The organism is Streptomyces sp. NPDC015345 (assembly GCF_043078805.1).
Taxonomy (GTDB): domain Bacteria; phylum Actinomycetota; class Actinomycetes; order Streptomycetales; family Streptomycetaceae; genus Streptomyces.
This window is the reverse complement of the sequence record NZ_JBIBTX010000004.1, coordinates 896,140-915,547: the sequence shown is the minus strand read 5'-3', so window position 1 is coordinate 915,547 and position 19,408 is coordinate 896,140. Positions and strand designations below refer to the sequence as shown.

Genomic DNA, 19,408 nt, shown 5'->3' with positions numbered 1-19,408 from the left:
GTCGGGCTGACGCCTTGAGTCGTCCGGGGACTTGATCCCTATATCCAGAGCGGTGATGCCCGACGCTCTCGTGACCGCCAGCATCGTCAACACTGCCCGCTTGATCACTCGTTGGTGTCTGTGGTGCGAGCCCGCCGCATGGTGACCCCTCGTGATGCCCGAGTCGCTTCAGCTCCAACGCAGACCGGGGCCCGTGCGGTGAGCTGGTGCCACGAACAGCTGCTGAGGTGGCGGACCGGCCCCGTGTCGAGTCCTTGGATTAGGTCGCTGCGTGGTCCCGCATGAGCTCGTGACCAGTACGAACACCCGAACGCTGGGAGGGGAAAGATCTTGATCTATTGCGGCATCGACTGGGCGGAACGCACGCACGACGTCGCCTTAGTCGACGACAGCGGCCAGTTACTGGCCAAGCGGCACATCACCGATGACGCCGCTGGCTACAAAATCCTGCTGGACCTACTCGCTGAGTACGGCGACACGGAGGAATTCCCGATCCCGGTTGCGATCGAGACCTCCCGGGGCCTACTGGTCGCGGTGCTGCGGACCGGCAAGCGGCAGGTGTTCGCGATCAACCCGATGGCCGCCGCCCGCTATCGCGACCGGCACTCGGTTTCGCGCAAGAAGTCCGACCCGGGCGATGCCCTGGTCCTGGCCAACGTGCTGCGGACCGACATGCACGCCCACCGACCACTTGCCAACGACAGCGACCTGGCCCGCGCCGTCGCCGTCCTCGCGCGGGCTCAGCAGGACGCGACCTGGAACCGTCAGCAGATCTCCAACCAGCTCCGATCCCTGCTGCGCGAGTACTACCCGGCCGCTCTCGCGGCCGTCGAATCCTGGAAGAACGGCCTCTGCCGGCCCGAGGCCCACGAGATCCTCAAGCTGGCCCCGACGCCGGCCAAGGCGGTTCGGCTTACCCGCACACAGTTGCAGGCTGCGCTCAAGCGGGCCGGTCGTCAGCGGGGCATCGCAGCCGACGCTGGGTGAAGAACGACCGCCTCAACCACGCCGGATACCTCTGGGCGTTCTCCGCGATCACCGCATCGCCCGGCGCCAAAGCCCACTACCGGCGCCGCCGCGACAACCACGCAGACTGGCACGCCGCCGCCCAGCGCAACCTCTTCAACCGCATGATCGGCCAGCTCTACCACTGTCTCCAGCACGGCGAACGGTTCGACGAGCTTGCCGCCTTCCCCACACCGCCCTCGGTGGCCGAGACAGCTGCTGCCTGACCTGCGGCAACGCGCCTTGCTCAGGTCGCCCACAGCAGTCGATCATTCACACATGAGACCCGAAGTCCAGGCGTTCGTCGCCGACGGCCATCTCCCCAACTGGGACGCCGACGAGGAGGAGATCGACCGCCGAGTCAATCAACTCGAAGCCATCTCCGCGCCCGTCACAGCCGACGAAGCGCATGCCTTGGCTGCCTGTTTTGGCCCCGACGACTGCTACGGCGTCGCCTGGTCGCTGCTGCACCTGATCGAGACCAGCCCGGGGCCGGTGCCGCCGGTGACGCTGCCTGGAGCCGATGCCACCGAATGGCATCGCACGCTCTGGAACCGCTGGGGAAACCGGTGAACTCAACGATGAGGACTTGACGCGTTAGAGCCCTGAGGTGTCTGGATAGCCCCGTTCACCGGGCTGAGCTCGCGACAGTTCGGGAAGCTGGTGACGGTTATGCGGCGCCAGGGTGCGGACGCGGTCCGCAGGGGCCGGCCGTGGAGCCTTCGGCTGGAGGACCGGGCACTGCTGGTCGCGGCCTACTGGCGCACAAACCTCACCATGCGCCAGCTCGCCCCACTGTTCGGGGTGTCCAAGTCAGCCGCGGACCGGATCATCGACCACCTCGGGCCGATGCCCGCCCTCCAGCCCCGCAAGCGGTTCGCCAAGGACACCGTGCTCATCGTGGACGGCACCCTGGTCCCCACCCGCGACCACACCATCGCCGCGCAGTCGAAGAACTACAGGTACTCCACCAACCACCAGGTCGTCATCGACGCCGACACCCGACTCGTCGTCGTGGTCGGCCGGCCCCTGCCCGGCAACCGCAACGACTGCAAGGCGTGGGAGGAGTCCGGCGCGAAGGCCGCCGTCGGCACGACCATGACCATCGCCGACGGCGGCTATCCGGGCACCGGGCTCGTAATGCCCCACCGGCGCCGCAAGGGCGAGGAGTTGTCCGACTGGAAGCAGGCCCACAACAAGTCTCACAAGCAGATTCGCGCCCGCGTCGAGCACGCCTTCGCCCGGATGAAGACCTGGAAGATCCTCCGCGACTGCCGCCTCAAAGGCGACGGCGTCCACCACGCCATGCTCGGCATCGCCCGGATGCACAACCTCGCCCTCGCCGGATAGACCACCCGGTCGTACAGCAGCCCACCATGCCCGAGGCCACTCAGAGATCATTTACGGGACAGCCCTTAGCCGCTCTGTTCTCCCAGGTGCGGAGTCACGGCGTGAACTATCCAAGAGTTGGGCTCCAGAACATCAAAGATCACTATCTGAAGCGTTAAAGGTTCCAGGCGACAAGTACGTGCCTGCCTGCTGCTTCGGGCACCACATTAGTTATCCAGTGTGTTCCGATAGCCCGGTCTGAAGGGGAGGCGGCCAAGCGGCCGCACCGGGAATTCGACACCCGCTTCGTACGACCGATCGGTGAACATGGACTCTGTGACCACCGAACTGACCGTGCTCAAGCGGGACATGCCCGTGAGCCAGGACGACACGATACGGATGCTGCTGGAGCAGTCCAAGCGCACCGGCCGTGCCGTCCTCATCCGGCGTGCCTTCGTCCAGGACGCCGATCCCGGCCTCCGCCTGATCACGCGGCCCGGCCCGTTCTCCAAGATGCTGCGCAGTAACGAGCGGCTGGACCTCTTCCTCCTGATCCACTGCGTCACCGCGCGCGCCGACTGGAGCGTCACTCACCGGTCCGAGACCTGGGGCCGCGCCGCGGGGATCTCCTTCGCCACCAACGGCACCGCGAGCGCCGCGGTCTCCCGACACCTGCACAAGCTCAAGGAACTGAAGCTGATCAGCACCGAGCCGCACGGCCGGATGACGAAGATCACCAAGTTGCTCGAGGACGGCTCCGGCGACCCGTACACACCGCCGTCGGGCGACAAGGAGGGCTCCCGCAAGAGCACCTACTTCAAGGTGCCGTTCGCGTACTGGGAGCAGCACTACTACCGGAAGCTGTCGATGCCGGCGAAGACGATGCTGCTCATCCTCATGAGCCAGCGCAAGCCGTCCTTCGCCCTGCACAAGGCCAGGGAGTATGCGCTCTGGTACGGGGTCTCCCCGTCGACGGTCGGGCGTGGCATCGAGGAGCTGAAGAAGGAGCGCCTGCTGTACGAGTTCCTCTGCGAGCAGCAGTTGGACGGCTTCTCCGTCCTCGGGCAGAGCACGCAGGTCCGCTGGGCTCTCGCCGCGCCGTTCGACCTGAACGTCAACAAGACAGAGCGCGAGGCGGCAGAGGCCGCCTGGACTCCTGAGGGCATCGCCCGCACCGCAGTGCGGATCGGCGCCCGTATCCCCGCGCTCTCGGGGGCCGCGATTCCGCGATGAGCACCGCCGGGGCACTACGGCCCCGGCCCCACCACTCCCGGCCCTGCACACATGGGCCGGGCGCGGCGCAGGCCGCCGCCCCGAAACGGGCGACGGCCCCCTGTTCCAGCAGGGAGCCGCCCAGTGAACAAACCGACAGTCACCCCCCAAGGAGGCACCACGGCATGTCCAACGAGCCTAAGGGCACCGACCGCCGGGCGTCGACCCGGCATCACCAGGGCAACGGCAAGCTGCGCCACATCTGGTCCGAGATCCGGACCCGTCTGCGGCAGCTGCCGGACGGCGGCTGCCGCCGTCGCCTGCGCGCCCTCGCCCGTACGGCGGGCTACGGCGTGGTCCGCGGCTCCGCCGGCGCCCTGGGCGCGAGCGGGACCGGATGGATCATCTGGTGGATCCAGCAGCGCTGACCCGGCGCACCCGCTGATCCCACACCCGCAGACCTGGTGGTCCCGGTCCGAGCCGGGGCCACCAGCGGCTCACCCCGTACGACGGTCATCACACGCGGGCCGCCGTACGTACTGGACACACCCACAGGCCAACCAGACAGGTGGATGGGAGTCTTAGCGATCTTCGACGATGAAGCACGCCCGCTGGTAGAGCTCATCGAACGTGATGATCTCGACGTCCTGGATCGATGTCCGGTACAGCTCGAAGGAGTTGATCTTCTCCGGGTTCACACGGCCGTTGTGGGTGAACTCGCGCAGGCTCCCGATCACCACAACCTGACGGGGCCGGGTGGTGGACAGCTCGATGCCGGTCGGGGTGCCGTCGTCATCGTAGATATGGGTGAGGAACTCGCGGGAGATGAGCTGCTGGGCCTTGCTCACGGTCTTCTGCACCTGCGCCACGCCGCCGCCCAGTTCTTTCGATGCCTGGTAAACGCCCGCGCGGTACGGGGTCTTGGCGAGCAGCTCCGTGTCGTGGGTCTTGATTTCGCAGAAGAGCATGCTGCTGATCAGGCCCTTGGAACGCATGATGGCGTCGATGCGTTTCCCGGCTCCGCCGAAGATGTCGGCCCCGGTGGTGATGCGTTCCAGTTTGCCGTCGTCGATGGATTCGCAGGCGATGAGGTTGAGCCCGTAGCCGAAGATCCACTGGTTCGCCTCGAAGAAGGCCTGCCAGACCGCCTCCGCCCCGCGCGTCGGCGCAAGGCTCTCCTCCTGCTGGAAGTAGTCCGGATCGTTCAGCAACCGCTTGAACTTCTGGAGTTGCTCTCTGCGGTTGCTGATCAACCGGATGTCCTCCTCGGTGAGACCGCCGCCGATCGCGGTCCTGACCGCACCGAGAACCATCGTCCGGTCCTGGCCGGTCAGCAGCTGGGTCAGCTGGGCCTCGTCTCCGGCCACGAGCTGGACGGAGCCGCCGGGCGTGCTCAGCCCGGCGCAGCCCTGGAGGAAGTTGATGACCTTCCAGAAGTTCTCGTGGACGTCCCCGGTGTCGACGAGCGCCTTGACGGCCCGGGTGGCCACGGTGTCGGGCACCATCTGCGTGGCAGGGATCTCCCCCGCCTTCTTCTTGTCCTTCTTCCACAGCTTGATCCTCGGCGTGAAGGTGCTGCCCTTCTTGATGATGGTGACGCTGCACAGCGTGGCCACCTGGGGCCGGTCGTCGAGGACGAAGTCGGTGATCCTCCGGCGTGCGCGGGTGTCGTAGAGGTAGTGGAACCCGCTGTTGTCATGCGAGGCGCGGATCTCCAGGTTGGCGAAGTCTGCGCGGGTGACGTCGAACTCGGTGGTGGTGAAGGGGAGGCGGAGACCGCGAACGATGGGGGTGGCGGGTGCGGTGGCTTGGGCCCGCCAGTCCGGCGGGATGTGGGGCAGAGGCCGGGTATCGCCTTCGACCACGAGGTCCTGGACGTCGGTGCGTCCGAGCTGGCTGAGCAGGCTCTCCAGTGTCCGCCAGATCGTCTCCTTCGTCTCCGGGGCACAGGTGGGCTGGAGCTCGCGCTCCACGGTCAGGACCGCCTCGTAAGTGTCCGCCGTCCAGCCGTCACCAGGCACGGGGTTGAAGAAGCCGCCGTCGCGACGCAGGGTCAGGACAGCTGTGCGCAGCAGGTCGCATGCAGTCTCCTCGCCAGCGCAGTCCAGGAGGCTGTAGGTCTGCCCGAGGACCAGGTCGAGCTTGCCCGTGTCGTCATCGTTAAGCGGCAGCGGGACCAACGGGCCCGTCGGCGGAAGCCGGACTGGCGTGTAGATCGGGCGGCCGGAGAGGAACTCGTAGGAACGCAGGCCCCACCCGTCCGGTGCCAGCAGCCGGTTCAGCTCCTCAACCTGCTTCATCGCCTCCTCGACGCTGGCCGCCACCTCGGGATGGACCATTCGTGCCAGGAAGGCAAGCAGCACCTCGTCCGGCCCGTCCGAGAGCTCCAGCCGAGAATCCTCGAAGATCCAGTCGTCGTCCAGGTCGTAGTTGTTAATCCGGTGCTGCTGGATATCAGCGCGGACAGTCGGGAGCCGGCCGTTCTCGGACGCAGGTCGGTCCAGGTCGTAGAGGTCCTCCAGGAACGTGACCTCGTCCAGTTTCCCCCACCAGGGGCTCGATATCCCGCGCAGATAGCTGAAGATGTCGTGCCGCGTCACCGTCGTGATCGATGGCTGCGTGTGTGCCGGGGCGGTGTCGCTGGACGTCATGTGTCCAGGATGGAGGGCAGGGCGGTCAGGTACCGGTCGATCGGAACTTTCCATCTGCCGAACGAGACGTCAGACGACGAAGCGCAGCGCGGCAGCGGGGCGGTGGGGGAACCGTCGACCGGCCCGCCCCGGCCCACCCGCCGTCAGCGCGGCCCGTGCGCAACACCAAGCACCCAGCTCAACCCATATATCCCGCGACACCGGCCACTCGGTCCCCCGAACCCCCACCGACTGCGCAACTACCAGCCAGTACAACTGAACAACAGCAAGCCATAATCAAGATCATAAGCACACCATCAGCTACGCCATAGCCGCTCAACCAGAGCGCGGCCGCGCCAGCGGCAGCAGTCCTTGCGCCCGCGCCTGAGCGAGCGAGGGGGCAGATGCGTCTCGTTCGGACAGGACCGCTTCCAGCGGCCAGTCGATGGCCAGATCTGGGTCGAGTGGGTGAACGCTCCTGCTCAAGTTGTCGCTGTACTCGTTAGAACACAGATAGACGACAACCGCTCCCTCAGTAAGCGCCATGAATCCGTGTCCGACGTCGGGTGCGAGATAGAGGGCGCGGCGGTTCTCGTCGTCGAGCCGTACACCTTCCCAGCTTCCGAAGGCAGGGGATCCCGCACGCAGGTCCACGGCTACGTCCAGGACGGCACCCCGCACACAAGTGACGTACTTGGCCTGACCAGGCGCAGCTGAGAAATGGATCCCACGCAGCGTGCCCTGGCGAGAGAAGGTGCAGTTGGCTTGGGTTATGGGCAAGTCGAAACCTGTCTCGCTCTCGAACGAGCTGGACCGGAACCACTCGTGGAAGACGCCCCGGTTGTCGGAGTAGGCATGTGGCTCATGCAGCCACACGCCGTCGATGCTCAGCTGTTTCATGAGGCGCCTGCCTTCAGTGGTGTCGATACGCAGTCGGATAAGAGGGCAGGGAAGGCGGCGTGGAGCGCTGCGCGCCACGGGCGGAGAGGGGGTATGCCGGTTGCCTGCCAGCGGCCGTGGGCCAGCGCGCTGTAGGCGGGACGTGCTGCGAGAAGATCGAGTTCGTCTGTGGTGATTGGGCGAACCCTGGCCGGGTTGGCCCTCAGCAGCCGGAATGTCTCGCAGGCAAGGTCGTACCAAGTGGCTGCGCCGCTGTTGGTGCCGTGGTAGATGCCCGCAGGAGCCGTCCCGCGGCGGGCGGCATGGCCGAGTTGGACGATCTGCTCGGCGAGATCTGCTGCCCAAGTAGGCTGCCCATGCTGGTCGTTTACGACATCTACCGTGTCGCGGGCGCGTTCGAGGTTGATCATGGTGCGGACAAAGTTCCTGCCACCCACCCCGTACAGCCACGCGGTGCGGACGACATAGCCTGCAGGGAGTGCCTCCAGGACAGCCTGCTCGCCTGCGGCTTTGGATCGTCCGTAGGCGTTGAGCGGGGCGGTCGGCGCCGCTTCGGGGTAAGGGACGCTCGTGGCGCCAGGGAAGACGTAGTCGGTGGAGATGTGCAGAAGTACCGCCCCGATACGTGCGCACGGTGCGGCGATGTTCGCTGGCCCGTTGGCGTTAACCTGCCACGCCTGTTGCGGATGTAGCTCCGCAGCCTCGGTGTTGGTCCACCCCGCGCAGTTGATGACGATGTCGGGTTTGTGGCAGGCGAGTGCTGCTCGGGCTGCTTCTGGATCGGTGACGTCGAGCGCCCCTCGGCTCAGCGCTACGACGCTCTGCCCCGCAAGGCTGACCTGTAGGTGCTGCCCGAGCAGTCCTTCAGCACCGGTGATTAACCAGGTTGGCCCGCTCACGCCGCGCCCTCCGTTGGCCTCTTCGACCACTGAAAGGTCTTGCGAGCCTCGAGTTCGCGCAGGTGCTTGGTGTTGCAGATTCCGCTGCGGACGACCGGGTAGCACGGGTGGCCGCCGACGCCTCGCGGGTCGGCGAGATTCCCCACGCGGGCGAGAGTATCGCCCACTGTATTTCTGACTCCTGGGGCAGGACCTGGCCCGGAGTCATCAGATATAAGATTTCTGGTTTCGCCCATTAGGTATATACCTCGCTACTGTCGTTGATCACGAGCCGGCACGCAGCCGAATTAGGGAAAATCTGGCTCGTTATTTCTCCTGTCAAGGCATGTCAATGCGTCGCAACCTGGAGGCCCGGGCCCCAGTCAAGGCAATGAAGTGACCGTCTCAAGTTCTTAATGCTTAGTCCTCGGAGGGTGAGCTGAGCGGGTCACTGAAGGATTCGATGCCCCAGAGGGTAAGGCGCCGATCTAGCTGCGTGCAGATTTCACGGCGTCGAGAGGCGTACCTGGCCGTGAGCTGCGTTTCGGTGGCTCACCATCGCAGACTGCCGAGCGGGAGATGGCTCTGAAGGCTCGCCCGACCTGGGTTGCCAGCCTCTAGCTTGGCTCCATCCGGTCGAAGATAACCGCATCCGCTACTGGTGTCAGTTGTTTCACGGAAGGGCCATTGTTTGAATGGGGAGGATTCCCGACCCTTCACGCCAGAAAGCGAATCTACCACCCTTCCTCTATTGAGTGCCCGTTGTATCTCTAGGTCGGCCCCTCCTGCATGAAATCAAGAATTCATCTTAAAGACGATTTTGCCGAATAGGCCACCCGCTTCCATGCGGCGGAATCCGTGGTGGGCCTCGGTGAGCGGGAACGTGGTGTCGATGAGCGGCCGGATCCCTTTCGCTGTACAGAAAGTGATCAGATCGGACAGTTGGCTGCGGCGACCGAGTCTCACTCCGTGAATGCGCAGTCCTCGGGCGACGATGTCATCCATGAGGAGGTTGGGGGGGTTGTCCCCGGAGGTGGCGCCTGCGAGGACTACGGCTCCTCCGTCCTTGACCGAGGCGATCGAGTGCTGCCATGTTGCAGCCCCTACCGTCTCCATCACTGCGTCTGCTTGCCCTGGCAACGGAACGCCTGCCGGGAACACGGCCTCGGCGCCGAGGCGTAGTGCCTTCCGCTGGCCTGTCTCGGTGCGGCTGGTTACCCACATCCGCAACCCGGCCGCGGTGCCCAGGAGGATCAGCGCTGTGGCCACTCCGCCTCCGACGCCATGTACCAGCACGGTGTCACCGGGCCGGGTGTGCGACTCGTCGAAGAGCATTCGGTACGCCGTGAGGTAGGAACCGGGCAGGCAAGCTGCCTCCTCGAAGGAGAACTCCGGGGGGATTGTCAGAAGATTCCACCGGGGGGCTGTCACCTGCTCGGCGAAGGTCCCTGGGTAGTCCTCGGCCAGGATTGACAGGCCTGCCCCGGGCGGTGTCCCATGCCCCTCCTCGCCGATCACGCTGTGGATGAGAACCCGTCGGCCGTGTTCGTCCAATCCCGCGCCGTCGGAACCGAGCACCAGCGGGCCGCAGCCTGGGCGGACTCCGACACCCCGCAGTGTCCACAGGTCGTGGTGGTTGAGGGAGGCAGCGCGCACCGTAACGACTGTCCAATCTTCGTTGGGCGGACGTGGGGCGGGTATCTTTCTGATCTCCAGTCCCTCGAGTGGTGCGTCGGCATCGAATCGAACAGCGCAAACGGCAAGCATGTGCACGCTCCCTATTTCCCTGGGGCGGGCAGCCGCAGTGCGCCGTCGATACGGATCGCGGTGCCGTTGACCATCGGGTTGGCAAGCACGTGCGCGACCAGCGAGGCAAACTCATCCGGTGACCCCAGCCTGCCTGGGTGGGGAACGGACTCGCGCAGCGTCGCGCGTACCGGCTCCGGCACTGCGCTGAACACGGCGGTGTCGAACAAGCCCGGTGCGATGGTCACTACACGAATGCCGTGCGGTGCCAGCTCCCTTGCCAGCGGAAGGGTCATGCCGACGATTCCCGCTTTGGCCGCACTGTAGGCAGCCTGCCCCGGCTGGCCGTCCCAAGCGGCGATGGAAGACGTGTTGATGATGACGCCGCGCTCCTCGCTGACTAGCGGCTGAGCCATCATTCGGTGCGCAGAGAGCCTGGCAAGGTTGAGTGTCCCCAGCAGATGACTGCGGAGCACCGACTCGATTTCGTCCAGTGCCGCCGGACCGGAGCGGCCGACCAAGCGCCGCGCATACGTCGAGCCAGCGCAGCACACCACAGTGCGCAACCACCCCATCGCCTCGGCCGCCTCCAGGGCGTGCTCGACGTCTTGGGGGTCGGCCACGTCGCCGGAGACGAACCGTGCCCTGCCGCTGCCCAGTTCGGCGACCGCTGCCTCGCCCGCGGGCTTGGTACGTGCGAGCAGGACGACGCTCGCTCCCTCCTTGACCAGGTACCTGGCCGTAGCGAGCCCAAGGCCGGAGGTGCCTCCTGCGATGAGCGCAACGGTGTCAGCAACTTGCATCGGTGCACTCCTCCATCGCCCGGGCGATGACTTCGCGGGCGGTTTCCGCGTCGTCCACCGGGGCCACAACCGTCGTCGCCGGCCGCCGAGAACCCAGCCGGGTCGGTACTTCGACAGGGCTGGCCAGGTGGAGGACCAGGGCCTCACGGCCCTGACAGGGAACGAGGAAGACGTCCGGCGCGCTGCCCTGGTCGGGTGTGGGCTTTGGTTGCTCCGCCCGCACCTCCTCCAGCGTCTCGACGGGCACCACAAGCTCTTGGTGCAGGCCCCACCGCAGACGCAGGCAGTCGCCGTGGCTCACATGCGGCCGGGTGCTGCTGGCTGCGGCCATAGCCGTGGTCAACAGCGCCCCGTACAGGAGGGGCACACCCACCACATAGCGCGGCAGGGCGGGTGACACGGTGGCAAGGGCGACCGCCCCGGCAACTGCCAGCAGCACCGCAACGATCGTGAACATCCGGCGCCCATCACGGCCGTACCTCAGCAGGGTGCCGCCGAGTCGGCTTTGCTCGGTCTGGCGCACCATGAACAAGGCGACAACCCTGAAGATGCTCATCTCCCGGCGCACCAGCTCCGCCATGGGAGGCGGAAGCAGCGCGAAGAATGATGACGAGAACGCTTCGGCCCGAGGCACCCCCGCTCGGCGCAGTTTGCGGTACTGCGAGACGAAGGCCGCGCCGTAGACGACGCCCAGAATGGCAAGGGTGCCCTCGGTCACTGCCAAAATGCCTGCGGCGATACGCCAGTCAAGGAGGCCGCTGGTGACCAGAACGATCTCGGCGAGCAGGACGAGCAGGCCGGCCCAGCGCAGCTTGCGCAGCCAGCCTGGCACCTGCGGCCTGCTGTCCGGGGCCGAGGTCGAAGGCACTGGTGGAGTCCCCGGCTGGGTGCCTTCGAGGGCAGCGCGCACGAGCTGTACCGCCGTCTCTGGTTCCTTGGCGAAGAATCGGATCTCCTGCAGCGAGACGGCTTCCTTGCGCAGCTCCATCTCCACCGGAGATTCCAGGGTCACCAGCACATTGGTTACGCCCATGACGGGCACTGTCAGCGCACCGTCGACCACTTCAGCGGTGCGCCGGTAATCGCCGCCCTTGCGCTGACCGCTGACGGACGTGATCAGACTCGTGCTGATATCCGCTGCGAACGTAGCCCCGTACCGGATCCTCAGCTTCCCGTCCGCAACTTGGTGCGGATAAGCGCTGAGGGCCATAGAGAATCCGATGAGCAGGTAGCCAGCTGCGATGCCGGCTGCGGCGGCCACAAGACGCACCCAGGGCGTGTCGAGGACCAGGTCAACCAGGACGATCTCAAGGACGGAGAGGAAGAGGATGATGGCGACACCCGCGCCCACGCTCTCCTGATAGGCCACCGTGCCGTTCTCAGCCCGGTTGCGCCGGATTACCCACGGCGCCGCGAGGGCACCGCCAATGCTCACGCCCCGCGTGCCGACCTGCCTGGTCGTCATGTGTCTTGCTCCCTCGCACTGCCTCGACTTCGGCAAACTTCCGTGATCTCCAGCAGGTCACGCAATGCCGCTTCAGGACCTTCTGTCTCCAGCGCCGTGGGGTTCAGGACAACCTCATCGACGCCGGCCGCCCAGTAGCGCTCGATCTCGTCCGCCACGGTCTGAGGCGATCCAGCCAGCACCACCCCGTGGTCCACGAGGGCGCGGGCGAAGGCTGGCCCGTCGGCGATGGGGCCAAGACCGGCTGCGGTCAGCATCGCCCGATAGTGCCCTTCACCGACGTGGCTGTGCGTCGCCCGCCAGATGACCTCGTCCACCTCGAGCCCGGGGCGGACGACGAGCACGGGCACCACGCTGATCACGCGCACTCCCATGAGTACCGGTAAGAGGTCACGGCGCAGGTACGGAAGGGGTGTCATCCAGGTGAGAGCCACATCGGCGGTGTCTGCAGCCACGCGCGCCATCCCGGGCCGGAGCACCCCCAGGCCGACATCGACATGGGGGGCTGCCAGCCCCAGGGGAAGCTGAGCACGCGTGTGGACATACTCGCCCTGGGGGACCACCGGCTGGTTGTCCAGTAGCCGCCGTACGGTGCTCATGTACTCGCGGGCGGCGGTCAGCGGGCTGGCGTACGACGCGCCGCGCAGCGCGGCGACATACGAGGGCTTGGACGTGCCGAACACCGAAGTAAGCGGTTTGCCGGACAGCGCGGCCAAAGAACGCGCCGCGAGTGCTGCCTGATAGGGGTCGTGCAGCGGCATGAGTGACACACCTATCCCCAGGGCGGGGCTGATTCCCTGTCCGGCCAGATAGGCCAACACCTGGTGCGTCCCTAAGGCCAGTGATTCGCCCAGCCAGAGCCGGTCTGCGTAGCCCCGGGCCACCAGTTGGCCGAAAGGAGCCAGTTGGGCGGGGTGGTGTGGCTGCAGCGGGTAGTAGACGCCGAGTCCGGAGCCGAGCATGGCTTGCGCGTGTGTCTCAAGTCTTGACAAGCAGGCCCGCCTCCTTCTTTTCCGCCGCGGCGGTCACTAGCCGGCGCATGCGCAGGAGTGCCGCCTCGTGGAACTCCTTCTGGGCTGACTCGTCCATGTCCCCTCCCGGGGACTTCTCGGGGGCGAAATGGCCGTATCTATCTGTCCCGCTCACCAGTAGCGCGGAGTCCGGCTTGCCGTCCTTCGGACGGACGGACGTCGCCAGATAGTCGATGGCGAACGTGACCCGGGGCTCGTCGGTTTGATTGATCCCCGACCCGTGCACGACCAGCATGTTGTGGAGCGAGCACTGGCCGGGGCTGAGGAGCACGTGGTGCTGGGTGAAGTCCTGCTCCGCGAAGGCCGCTTCGTCGCCCCGCATCCGGCCGCGCAGGTGAGACGCGCGGTGATGGACCAAGATGCCCTGGCGGTGGGTTCCAGCTGCGAAGCGCAGGGTGCCGTTCTCCACCGTCGTGGGTGTGAGCGCGAGCCAGACCCGGAACGCGTTGACCTGGCCGTCGCCGTCCAGATCGTAGGTCAGGGCGTCCTGGTGCCAGGCGAGATCGGTCTCCCCCTGCGGCTCCTTGACGAAGACGCTCGTCCCCCACACCAGGACGTCGGGGCCGACCACAGTCTGCGCAATCTCCAGGAGGCGGGGGTGCCGCACGAGCCGGTCCGCCCACGTCCACAGCAGGTGAATCTTGGGCCCGCTGGCCAAGGCGGCTATTGGGCCGCCCCGCTCCGCGCTGACCGCCATGTGGTGCAGCACTGCGTCACGCAGCGCGTACGTCTCCTCCTCCTCGAGTACGTCGAGCGGAAAGAGGAAGCCGTCCTTGTGGAAGTCAGCCATCTGCTGGGGAGTCAGAACCGGCACCTCGGTCACCTTTCATCGAATCGTCGGAGCAGTTGCCGGACCGCTTCGGCGGGCGGCTGCGCGGCGTGGTTCTGAGCCCGCATCGCGGCCGCAGCGCGGGTGAAGGTGGCGTCGCGCAGCACCTGCTCGACGGCCTCGTCCAGGGCGTGGGTGTGCAGCGCCGCGGAATGAGTCACCCGCCGCCCGGTCCCCGTCTCTTCCAGGCGCGTGGCGTTGGCGTCCTGGTCAAGGATTGACGGGCAGGCCACCTGGGGCACGCCGTGGGCCAGCGACGACATCGTGGTGCCGGAGCCGCCGTGGTGGACGACGAGATCAAAGTGCTGGGCTGCGAGGCCGATGGGCAGCCACTGGGCGGCACGTACCCGTGAGGTCACGTCAGCTGGCATGGCCTTCTTGTTGCCCGCCACCACCACTTCGGCATCGAGGGCGGCGGCCGCGTCGACGGCGCGTGACAGCAGCTGGGGTGCTTCTTCGCTCTGGGAGATGATGGTGCCCAGGGTGATCAGCACGCGCGGCCGGTCGGAGTCTCGCTGCGACAGCCATTCGGGCAGCAGGGCCGGCCCGTTGTAGGGGACGTACCGAGTGCGGATGCCGGCAGCGGCCCCAGGCTGCTGAAAGGCAGGAGGGCAAGGGTCGATCTGTGCGAAGGACGGATTGCCCGCGATCCCCGGCCAGGTCTTGCACTCCGGGCCGAAGAGGTCATGTGCGGCCTCGGTCAGGGGAGCCTCCGGCAGGGCCTGGCCGATCCAGTGCTCCACGTGTGGCAGCCCGTGCACGGCGGCGGCACGGCGGCCCGTGTACTCCATGGGGTCAGCGATCACCAGGTGTGGTCTCCACTGCTCCACGACGCGGTCTATATCCGACTGCATCATCTGCGCCACCCGTCCCAGGCGCCGGTAGGTGGCGACAGTGCCGGGCTCCAGGTCCTCCTGCGTGTCGGGCCCTGTCTGCGCGGCGGCCGTCTCCGACGCCGGAGCAGTAGCGATCACCGGAAGCCCCGACTGAAGAACGGTGCCTGCGAAGAACGCGGGCACCGCTACCCGTACGTCGTGGCCGGCCGCGCGCAGCGCCCACAGAAAGGGGACCATTGGGAAGAAATGGCCGACCGCTGGGGATGGGGTGGCCATGACCCGTAGCTGTGTCGTCACAGTTCCTCCTTCGCGTCGTTCAAGGCGGGACGCAGCTCCCGCAGCTGGTGTTCGAACTCGTGCAGCGGCGGCAGGCCTACCCCCGCCCGTCGTGCGTCCAGCGCATCTGGGTCCTCGACCGGCAGGAGTTCGAGTTCGCCCTGCGGGTTTCGGGCGTACTGGGTTCCGTAGCGAGTGGGCACTCCGCGGTGCATATGGATCCGGTCGATCAGATAGGCGGCGTGTGACGGGTCCGCGTCATCGGCATCGACTGCCTCGATCAGCAGGCCCAGGCCGAACAGCTGCAGCGCCCGGTCCCGGTCCGCGTGTTGCACGATCAGTGCTGCGTGCGCCGCGCCTTCCTCGCCGACCAGAGCGCGTCCGGGCCAGCCGTACTCGCGGAGCACTCCCCACATCCAGCGCTGGTTGTCCGCGTCCACCGCCATCCAGCGGTCGATGTCTTGCTGGGTCTTGTCGGGAATGCGGCGTACCTGCTGGTCCTGGTCGGCTCGGTGCTCAAGTTCCGCGACGAGTTCGGCATGGGTCGTCATCGGTCAGCCTGTTCGGCAATGACGTACTGGCGGGTGGCGAACGGCGACGCCTTGCCCTTCGACGCGGTCATCGGGTCGTCGTGGACTGCCCGCGCAGTGAGGCCGGCCGCGGTCAGCTCCTCGGCGATTTGAGCTTGGTTATCGATTCGGAAACGGAATCCCGTCAAGTAACGCCGGGTGTGGCCGGTGCCGTCGACCAGCTCGCCGTACATGTTGGTGAACTGAGTCGCGGAATCGGGCTGTCGCAGGGTGCCCACCAAGACGAAGCCGGCTCGGTCGCGCAGTTTCACCGGCAGGGTCAGCACCTGCTCGAGCTCCGTCTCCCCGCTCCGTACCGGCGTATGGTCGAACAGCAGTCGGCCACCAGGGGCGAGGTGGGTCCGGACGGTATTGAGGAGGGCTGCGCGTTGCGGACCCTGGAACAGTGTCAGGCTCAGTCCGCCGATCACCACCGCGTTGAACGTGCGGCCGAGGTTGAGCGTGGTGACGTCGTCGCGGAGCAGATCCACTCGGTCGGCCACTCCCTTGTCTGCCACCCGCTTCTCGGCAGCCGCTAGTTGTGCGGCGGAGATGTCGACGCCCGTAACGCGGTGCCCGGCTGCGGCGAGCGCGACCACCGAACGCCCGCCGCCGCAGCACAGGTCGAGGACTTCGGACGGCTGCGGCGCGGCGTGCTCGGCAAACCATGCACTGTCTTGCTGATACTGGCTCACCAGCTTGGTGTAGAACATGCCGAGCAACCCATCGAAGGGCTCTGTGACCTTGGTGTCGGGCAGGTGCAGCGCCTGGATTCCGGCGAACATCCCGAACAGGTCCCGCGAAACTCCTTGCATATCTCCGTCAGCCCTTCTCAAACATGTACGTGACGCCGTCCGCCCGCTCCGGGTCGAACGTTCGGTGGATGAACGAAGCGATCTCGTCATCTCCCATGAAACTCTGTTCGATCACAGGGGTGAGGGTCCCCTGTTGGACGTCGGCGATCGCGGCCGCGAGGTCCGTTTTCTCACCCAACTTTCGGCCAAGAAGCGTGACGTTCTTGGTGACCAGGCTCTCCAGGGCGGCCGAGCTCAGGCTGGGTAAGGCGGGGCCACCGCTGTGAGAAGGGGTGGTGCCGACGACGCAGCGCGCCCCGAACCCGCAAAGACGCACCGCCGCCTCGAGATCGCAGCTGAGTGACGGGGCGAGGACCGCGTCGAATCCCCGGATCGTCCGGGCGTAGTGGGAAAGCTTTGCCGGTTCGGTAAGCGAGAAGGCTTCCTGTACGCCCAGTCCGGCCGGCGGCCGCGTTTCGGTGGAGTCCTCGACCAAGGCGTGCACCACGGCGCCCAGCTTCGTGGCGGCCTGCACCGCCAGGCGTCCAAACGGTGTGGCGGCCGCCATGATCAGTACGTTGTCGCCTGGGCGCAGAGCGGCGCGGTGCACCATGGCGTAGGCGGAGATGGCGGCCGTCGGGAGTGCCGCCGCCACCGCGATGCCCAGGTCCGGTGGCACCCGCAAGAGATGTCGGTGGTGCAGGCGGCGCAGCTGGGATGACGCGCCGGTCGGCAGACCGAGGTCCGACACGGTGTCGGGCCGCTGCGGCGGCCAGCAGGGCACGGGCAGCACGTGATCCCCGGGTGACAGGGGCACCTCGCTGCCTGCGGCCACAACTTCCCCGACGAAATCCGTGCCGAACTCTCCGCGCCCCGCGCTGCTGGGCGGGTTGCTCTCCAAGGCCTCGCGGTCACCTTGGGTCAGCGAGAAGGCCAGTACCCGGATCAGGGCATAGCTGCGGTTGTAGTCCGCCCCGGGGCGGAAGGCCGTATCGGGCCGTTCCAGTGCCCCAAAGCGAAGCGTTCTGCCGCGCACCGTAATTTCGGCCCGCGGTGTGCAGCCTTCCGGCAGGGCCCCGCTGCCATGGTCCGTGACAAGAACGCGCATCCTTCAGCCCTCCCCGTGCCAACGGACGACGGCGGCCCCTGCAGTCATCCCTGCGCCGACCGCGACGAAGGCCACTAAGTCCCCGTGACGCAGCGGCTTCTCCTGATGGGACAGGTCCAAGGTGAGCGGGATCGAAGCGGAGGCAGTGTTGCCGGTACGGCTACCCAGGGCGGGTACGACGGTGTCGCTCAGTCCCACCTGGTCGGCCAGCTTGCGTACCAGACTCGGATTGGCCTGGTGGACGATGACCCGCTCCAGCTGCTCGAGACGGACACCCGCACGGGCCAGGGCCGTGTTGAGTACCTTCGGCCCCATCTCCAGGACGACTTCGCTCACCCCTCGGCCGTTCATCGAGAACGGGCCGTTGCCAGCTGGCGGCACAGTGGCGTAGTCGGCCTGAGAGCCCTCGGCCCACAGTTCGATGCCGAGGATGCCGTACCCGTCGGGTACCGGCCCCAGGAGCACCGCACCCGCTCCGTCGCCAAAGAGCGGTGCGGTGCGGCGATCGGACTGGTCGACGTGACGAGTGAACACGTCCGCTCCGATGACCAGTGGGTTCCGTGAGACACCGGCCAGCGTCAGCCCGTGTGCGTAGGCAAGCGCGTACACGAAGCCGGAACAGGCACCGTTCACGTCTACCGCCGGCACACCGGTCAGGCCGAGGCGGTTCTGTACCAGGCAGGCAGTGGCTGGGACCGGCTGGTCGGGGGTGACGGTCGCCAGCACGATCAGGTCGGCCTTGGTCCGCACATCCTGCAGAAGGCGGTGTGCAGCCTCGGTCGCAAGGTCCTGCGTCGTCTCCTGCGGCCGGGCGTAGTGGCGGGAACGGATGCCGATGCGCTCTTCCATCCAGGCGGTGTCTGCTCCGGTGGCCTCGGCGACCGTGCTGTTGCCGACGGAGGGGCCAGGCAGGTAGGAGGACAGTGCGATGATTCCGGTCCCGGTCACTGCCAATGTCCCATCTGTTCGTTCAGCGATGCGTGGTCTGTCTCCGACCACTCTTCGATGAGCAGCCCTTCTTCCAGGCGTGCGATGTTCACGCCCCGGACGCTGACGCTCCGGATCTCCGGCAGGTGGCGGGCCAGGACCTGCAGGGCGGGCGTCAGCAGGCGGGCGTCCTTGAGCTGCCCGGTCAGCTCCCAGCGGTAGGCGACGGTGTCCTGCCCGACCACCACATGGGTGGCGGTCATGTACGGATCGTCCAGCAGTCCCCGGAACGCGGAGACACCCTCGATGAACTCCTGGCGCCCGCTGAGCTTGAGCTCAGCACGCTCATCCAGCAGTCGGTACTCAGGGTGGATGAAGCGGGGCACCGAAGCGAATTGGCCCAGGGTCCAGACGTGCTTGAGGAGCCCTGTGACCGTCTCGGCCGGTGAGTGGCTGCTGATCGCCACTGCTTTCACGCCGCGGCCTGCTTCTCCAGTGCCTCGGCACCCATCCATTCGTGACGGAGCATCCCCATCACGACCGCGTCGACCCGTCCGCCGGCCGCGTGCGGCATGTGCTCGCGTGCGAGCCCCTCACGGGTAAAGCCCAGGCGGTCGCACATCGACAGCGAAGGGCGGTTGGTCACCGCGACGAATCCGGTGAGGCGATAGACGTCAGGGTCTTTGAACAGCTCGTCCAAGGTGAGTGCCATAGCGGCGGTGCCTATCCAGCGCAGCCCCAGACTGGCGAGGTCGGGGGCGTTGAGCGTGTCACCGCTCCAAACGCCGGGGGTGCCGGCGGGGGCGTAGATCTGCGCGGACAGCGGCCCGTGTCCAGGAAGTTCCACGATCCAGCCCTTGATCATTCCCTGGTCGATCAGGGCGAGCACCTGTTCGCGGGTCTGCTGGTCCGCCTCGGTGAACCCCGAATCGCTCATCTCCGCGATGCGCTCGTCGGACAGGAAACTGTCGATCAAGGGCTGGTCCGCCAAGGTGGCCTTGCGCAGTACGAGTTCGCTGGGCAGCAGACGGCGTGCTTCTTGGGTCATGGTCAATTCCCTTACGAGGTGG

General features: G+C 66.7%; 19 protein-coding genes and 1 pseudogene. 5 read left to right on the top strand and 15 right to left on the bottom strand.

Translation table 11 applies throughout. The features are described 5' to 3' along the window. The first annotated feature begins 330 nt into the window (after nucleotides 1–330). The 5 genes and pseudogenes from ACF062_RS21235 to ACF062_RS21215 all read left to right on the top strand — a co-directional run bounded on the left by ACF062_RS21235 (nucleotide 331) and on the right by ACF062_RS21215 (nucleotide 3,974). Nucleotides 331–1,232 (top strand): annotated as a pseudogene (locus ACF062_RS21235) (IS110 family transposase). Nucleotides 1,233–1,284: 52 nt separating this feature from the next. Continuing rightward, the gene (locus ACF062_RS21230) at nucleotides 1,285–1,578 is read left to right on the top strand and encodes a hypothetical protein (RefSeq protein ID WP_392140219.1); all 294 of its coding nucleotides are present in this window, start codon (nucleotides 1,285–1,287) and stop codon (nucleotides 1,576–1,578) included. A 45-nt stretch (nucleotides 1,579–1,623) separates the two neighbouring features. Further along, entirely contained in the window at nucleotides 1,624–2,355 is a 732-nt protein-coding gene (locus ACF062_RS21225; RefSeq protein ID WP_392140276.1) for a transposase, read from the top strand. A gap of 315 nt (nucleotides 2,356–2,670) precedes the next feature. Continuing rightward, on the top strand, nucleotides 2,671–3,567 hold the full coding sequence (locus ACF062_RS21220) for a hypothetical protein (protein WP_392140217.1): 897 nt from the start codon (nucleotides 2,671–2,673) through the stop codon (nucleotides 3,565–3,567). Nucleotides 3,568–3,731: 164 nt separating this feature from the next. Beyond that, nucleotides 3,732–3,974, top strand: a complete 243-nt coding sequence (locus ACF062_RS21215) for a hypothetical protein (protein ID WP_392140215.1) — start codon at nucleotides 3,732–3,734, stop codon at nucleotides 3,972–3,974. 153 nt (nucleotides 3,975–4,127) lie between these two features. Here ACF062_RS21215 and ACF062_RS21210 read toward each other — a convergent pair whose 3' ends face one another. The 15 genes from ACF062_RS21210 to ACF062_RS21140 form a co-directional block, all read right to left on the bottom strand. Continuing rightward, a complete protein-coding gene (locus tag ACF062_RS21210; protein ID WP_392140214.1) occupies nucleotides 4,128–6,197 on the bottom strand; it encodes a Shedu anti-phage system protein SduA domain-containing protein in 2,070 nt (689 codons plus the stop codon). Between the two features lie 315 nt (nucleotides 6,198–6,512). Beyond that, nucleotides 6,513–7,076 carry a dTDP-4-dehydrorhamnose 3,5-epimerase gene (gene rfbC, locus ACF062_RS21205; protein WP_392140213.1) on the bottom strand — a complete coding sequence of 188 codons (564 nt, stop codon included), beginning with the start codon at nucleotides 7,074–7,076 and terminating at the stop codon, nucleotides 6,513–6,515. Next, entirely contained in the window at nucleotides 7,073–7,975 is a 903-nt protein-coding gene (rfbD, locus tag ACF062_RS21200) for a dTDP-4-dehydrorhamnose reductase (protein WP_392140212.1), read from the bottom strand. The genes rfbC and rfbD overlap by 4 nt, the downstream gene beginning before the upstream one ends. Nucleotides 7,976–8,749: 774 nt before the next feature. Continuing rightward, nucleotides 8,750–9,721: a zinc-binding dehydrogenase gene (locus ACF062_RS21195; protein WP_392140274.1), complete on the bottom strand. Its 972-nt coding sequence runs from the start codon at nucleotides 9,719–9,721 to the stop codon at nucleotides 8,750–8,752. A gap of 11 nt (nucleotides 9,722–9,732) precedes the next feature. Further along, nucleotides 9,733–10,503, bottom strand: coding sequence for an SDR family NAD(P)-dependent oxidoreductase (locus tag ACF062_RS21190; RefSeq protein ID WP_392140210.1), 771 nt, complete (start codon nucleotides 10,501–10,503; stop codon nucleotides 9,733–9,735). Further along, a complete protein-coding gene (locus tag ACF062_RS21185; RefSeq protein WP_392140208.1) occupies nucleotides 10,490–11,968 on the bottom strand; it encodes a hypothetical protein in 1,479 nt (492 codons plus the stop codon). The genes ACF062_RS21190 and ACF062_RS21185 overlap by 14 nt, the downstream gene beginning before the upstream one ends. Next, on the bottom strand, nucleotides 11,965–12,960 hold the full coding sequence (locus ACF062_RS21180; RefSeq protein WP_392140207.1) for an LLM class flavin-dependent oxidoreductase: 996 nt from the start codon (nucleotides 12,958–12,960) through the stop codon (nucleotides 11,965–11,967). Before ACF062_RS21180 ends, ACF062_RS21185 begins: the two co-directional genes overlap by 4 nt. Continuing rightward, a complete protein-coding gene (locus ACF062_RS21175; RefSeq protein ID WP_392140205.1) occupies nucleotides 12,947–13,813 on the bottom strand; it encodes a phytanoyl-CoA dioxygenase family protein in 867 nt (288 codons plus the stop codon). Before ACF062_RS21175 ends, ACF062_RS21180 begins: the two co-directional genes overlap by 14 nt. A 5-nt stretch (nucleotides 13,814–13,818) precedes the next feature. Then, the gene (locus ACF062_RS21170) at nucleotides 13,819–14,961 is read right to left on the bottom strand and encodes a glycosyltransferase (RefSeq protein WP_392140203.1); all 1,143 of its coding nucleotides are present in this window, start codon (nucleotides 14,959–14,961) and stop codon (nucleotides 13,819–13,821) included. After that, a complete protein-coding gene (locus ACF062_RS21165) occupies nucleotides 14,958–15,491 on the bottom strand; it encodes a DUF6624 domain-containing protein (protein WP_392140201.1) in 534 nt (177 codons plus the stop codon). The genes ACF062_RS21170 and ACF062_RS21165 overlap by 4 nt, the downstream gene beginning before the upstream one ends. Next, the gene (locus ACF062_RS21160; RefSeq protein ID WP_392140199.1) at nucleotides 15,488–16,294 is read right to left on the bottom strand and encodes an SAM-dependent methyltransferase; all 807 of its coding nucleotides are present in this window, start codon (nucleotides 16,292–16,294) and stop codon (nucleotides 15,488–15,490) included. Before ACF062_RS21160 ends, ACF062_RS21165 begins: the two co-directional genes overlap by 4 nt. 37 nt (nucleotides 16,295–16,331) lie before the next feature. Further along, a complete protein-coding gene (locus ACF062_RS21155) occupies nucleotides 16,332–17,411 on the bottom strand; it encodes an alcohol dehydrogenase catalytic domain-containing protein (RefSeq protein WP_392140197.1) in 1,080 nt (359 codons plus the stop codon). A gap of 3 nt (nucleotides 17,412–17,414) precedes the next feature. Continuing rightward, complete coding sequence (locus ACF062_RS21150) at nucleotides 17,415–18,359, bottom strand: 3-oxoacyl-ACP synthase III family protein (RefSeq protein ID WP_392140195.1); 945 nt, start codon at nucleotides 18,357–18,359, stop codon at nucleotides 17,415–17,417. Continuing rightward, nucleotides 18,356–18,814, bottom strand: coding sequence for an ester cyclase (locus ACF062_RS21145; RefSeq protein WP_392140193.1), 459 nt, complete (start codon nucleotides 18,812–18,814; stop codon nucleotides 18,356–18,358). Before ACF062_RS21145 ends, ACF062_RS21150 begins: the two co-directional genes overlap by 4 nt. Beyond that, nucleotides 18,811–19,386, bottom strand: a complete 576-nt coding sequence (locus tag ACF062_RS21140; protein WP_392140191.1) for a GNAT family N-acetyltransferase — start codon at nucleotides 19,384–19,386, stop codon at nucleotides 18,811–18,813. The genes ACF062_RS21145 and ACF062_RS21140 overlap by 4 nt, the downstream gene beginning before the upstream one ends. Nucleotides 19,387–19,408: the final 22 nt, after the last annotated feature.

What these genes read in the sequence shown, in the direction of transcription:
- ACF062_RS21230 (WP_392140219.1), top strand. Translation starts at nt 1,285, where the DNA reads ATGAGACCCGAAGTCCAGGCGTTCGTCGCCGACGGCCATCTCCCCAAC.
- ACF062_RS21215 (WP_392140215.1), top strand. Translation starts at nt 3,732, where the DNA reads ATGTCCAACGAGCCTAAGGGCACCGACCGCCGGGCGTCGACCCGGCAT.
- ACF062_RS21210 (WP_392140214.1), bottom strand. Translation starts at nt 6,197, where the DNA reads ATGACGTCCAGCGACACCGCCCCGGCACACACGCAGCCATCGATCACG.
- rfbC (WP_392140213.1), bottom strand. Translation starts at nt 7,076, where the DNA reads ATGAAACAGCTGAGCATCGACGGCGTGTGGCTGCATGAGCCACATGCC.
- ACF062_RS21195 (WP_392140274.1), bottom strand. Translation starts at nt 9,721, where the DNA reads ATGCTTGCCGTTTGCGCTGTTCGATTCGATGCCGACGCACCACTCGAG.
- ACF062_RS21190 (WP_392140210.1), bottom strand. Translation starts at nt 10,503, where the DNA reads ATGCAAGTTGCTGACACCGTTGCGCTCATCGCAGGAGGCACCTCCGGC.
- ACF062_RS21185 (WP_392140208.1), bottom strand. Translation starts at nt 11,968, where the DNA reads ATGACGACCAGGCAGGTCGGCACGCGGGGCGTGAGCATTGGCGGTGCC.
- ACF062_RS21165 (WP_392140201.1), bottom strand. Translation starts at nt 15,491, where the DNA reads ATGACGACCCATGCCGAACTCGTCGCGGAACTTGAGCACCGAGCCGAC.
- ACF062_RS21160 (WP_392140199.1), bottom strand. Translation starts at nt 16,294, where the DNA reads ATGTTCGCCGGAATCCAGGCGCTGCACCTGCCCGACACCAAGGTCACA.
- ACF062_RS21155 (WP_392140197.1), bottom strand. Translation starts at nt 17,411, where the DNA reads ATGCGCGTTCTTGTCACGGACCATGGCAGCGGGGCCCTGCCGGAAGGC.
- ACF062_RS21140 (WP_392140191.1), bottom strand. Translation starts at nt 19,386, where the DNA reads ATGACCCAAGAAGCACGCCGTCTGCTGCCCAGCGAACTCGTACTGCGC.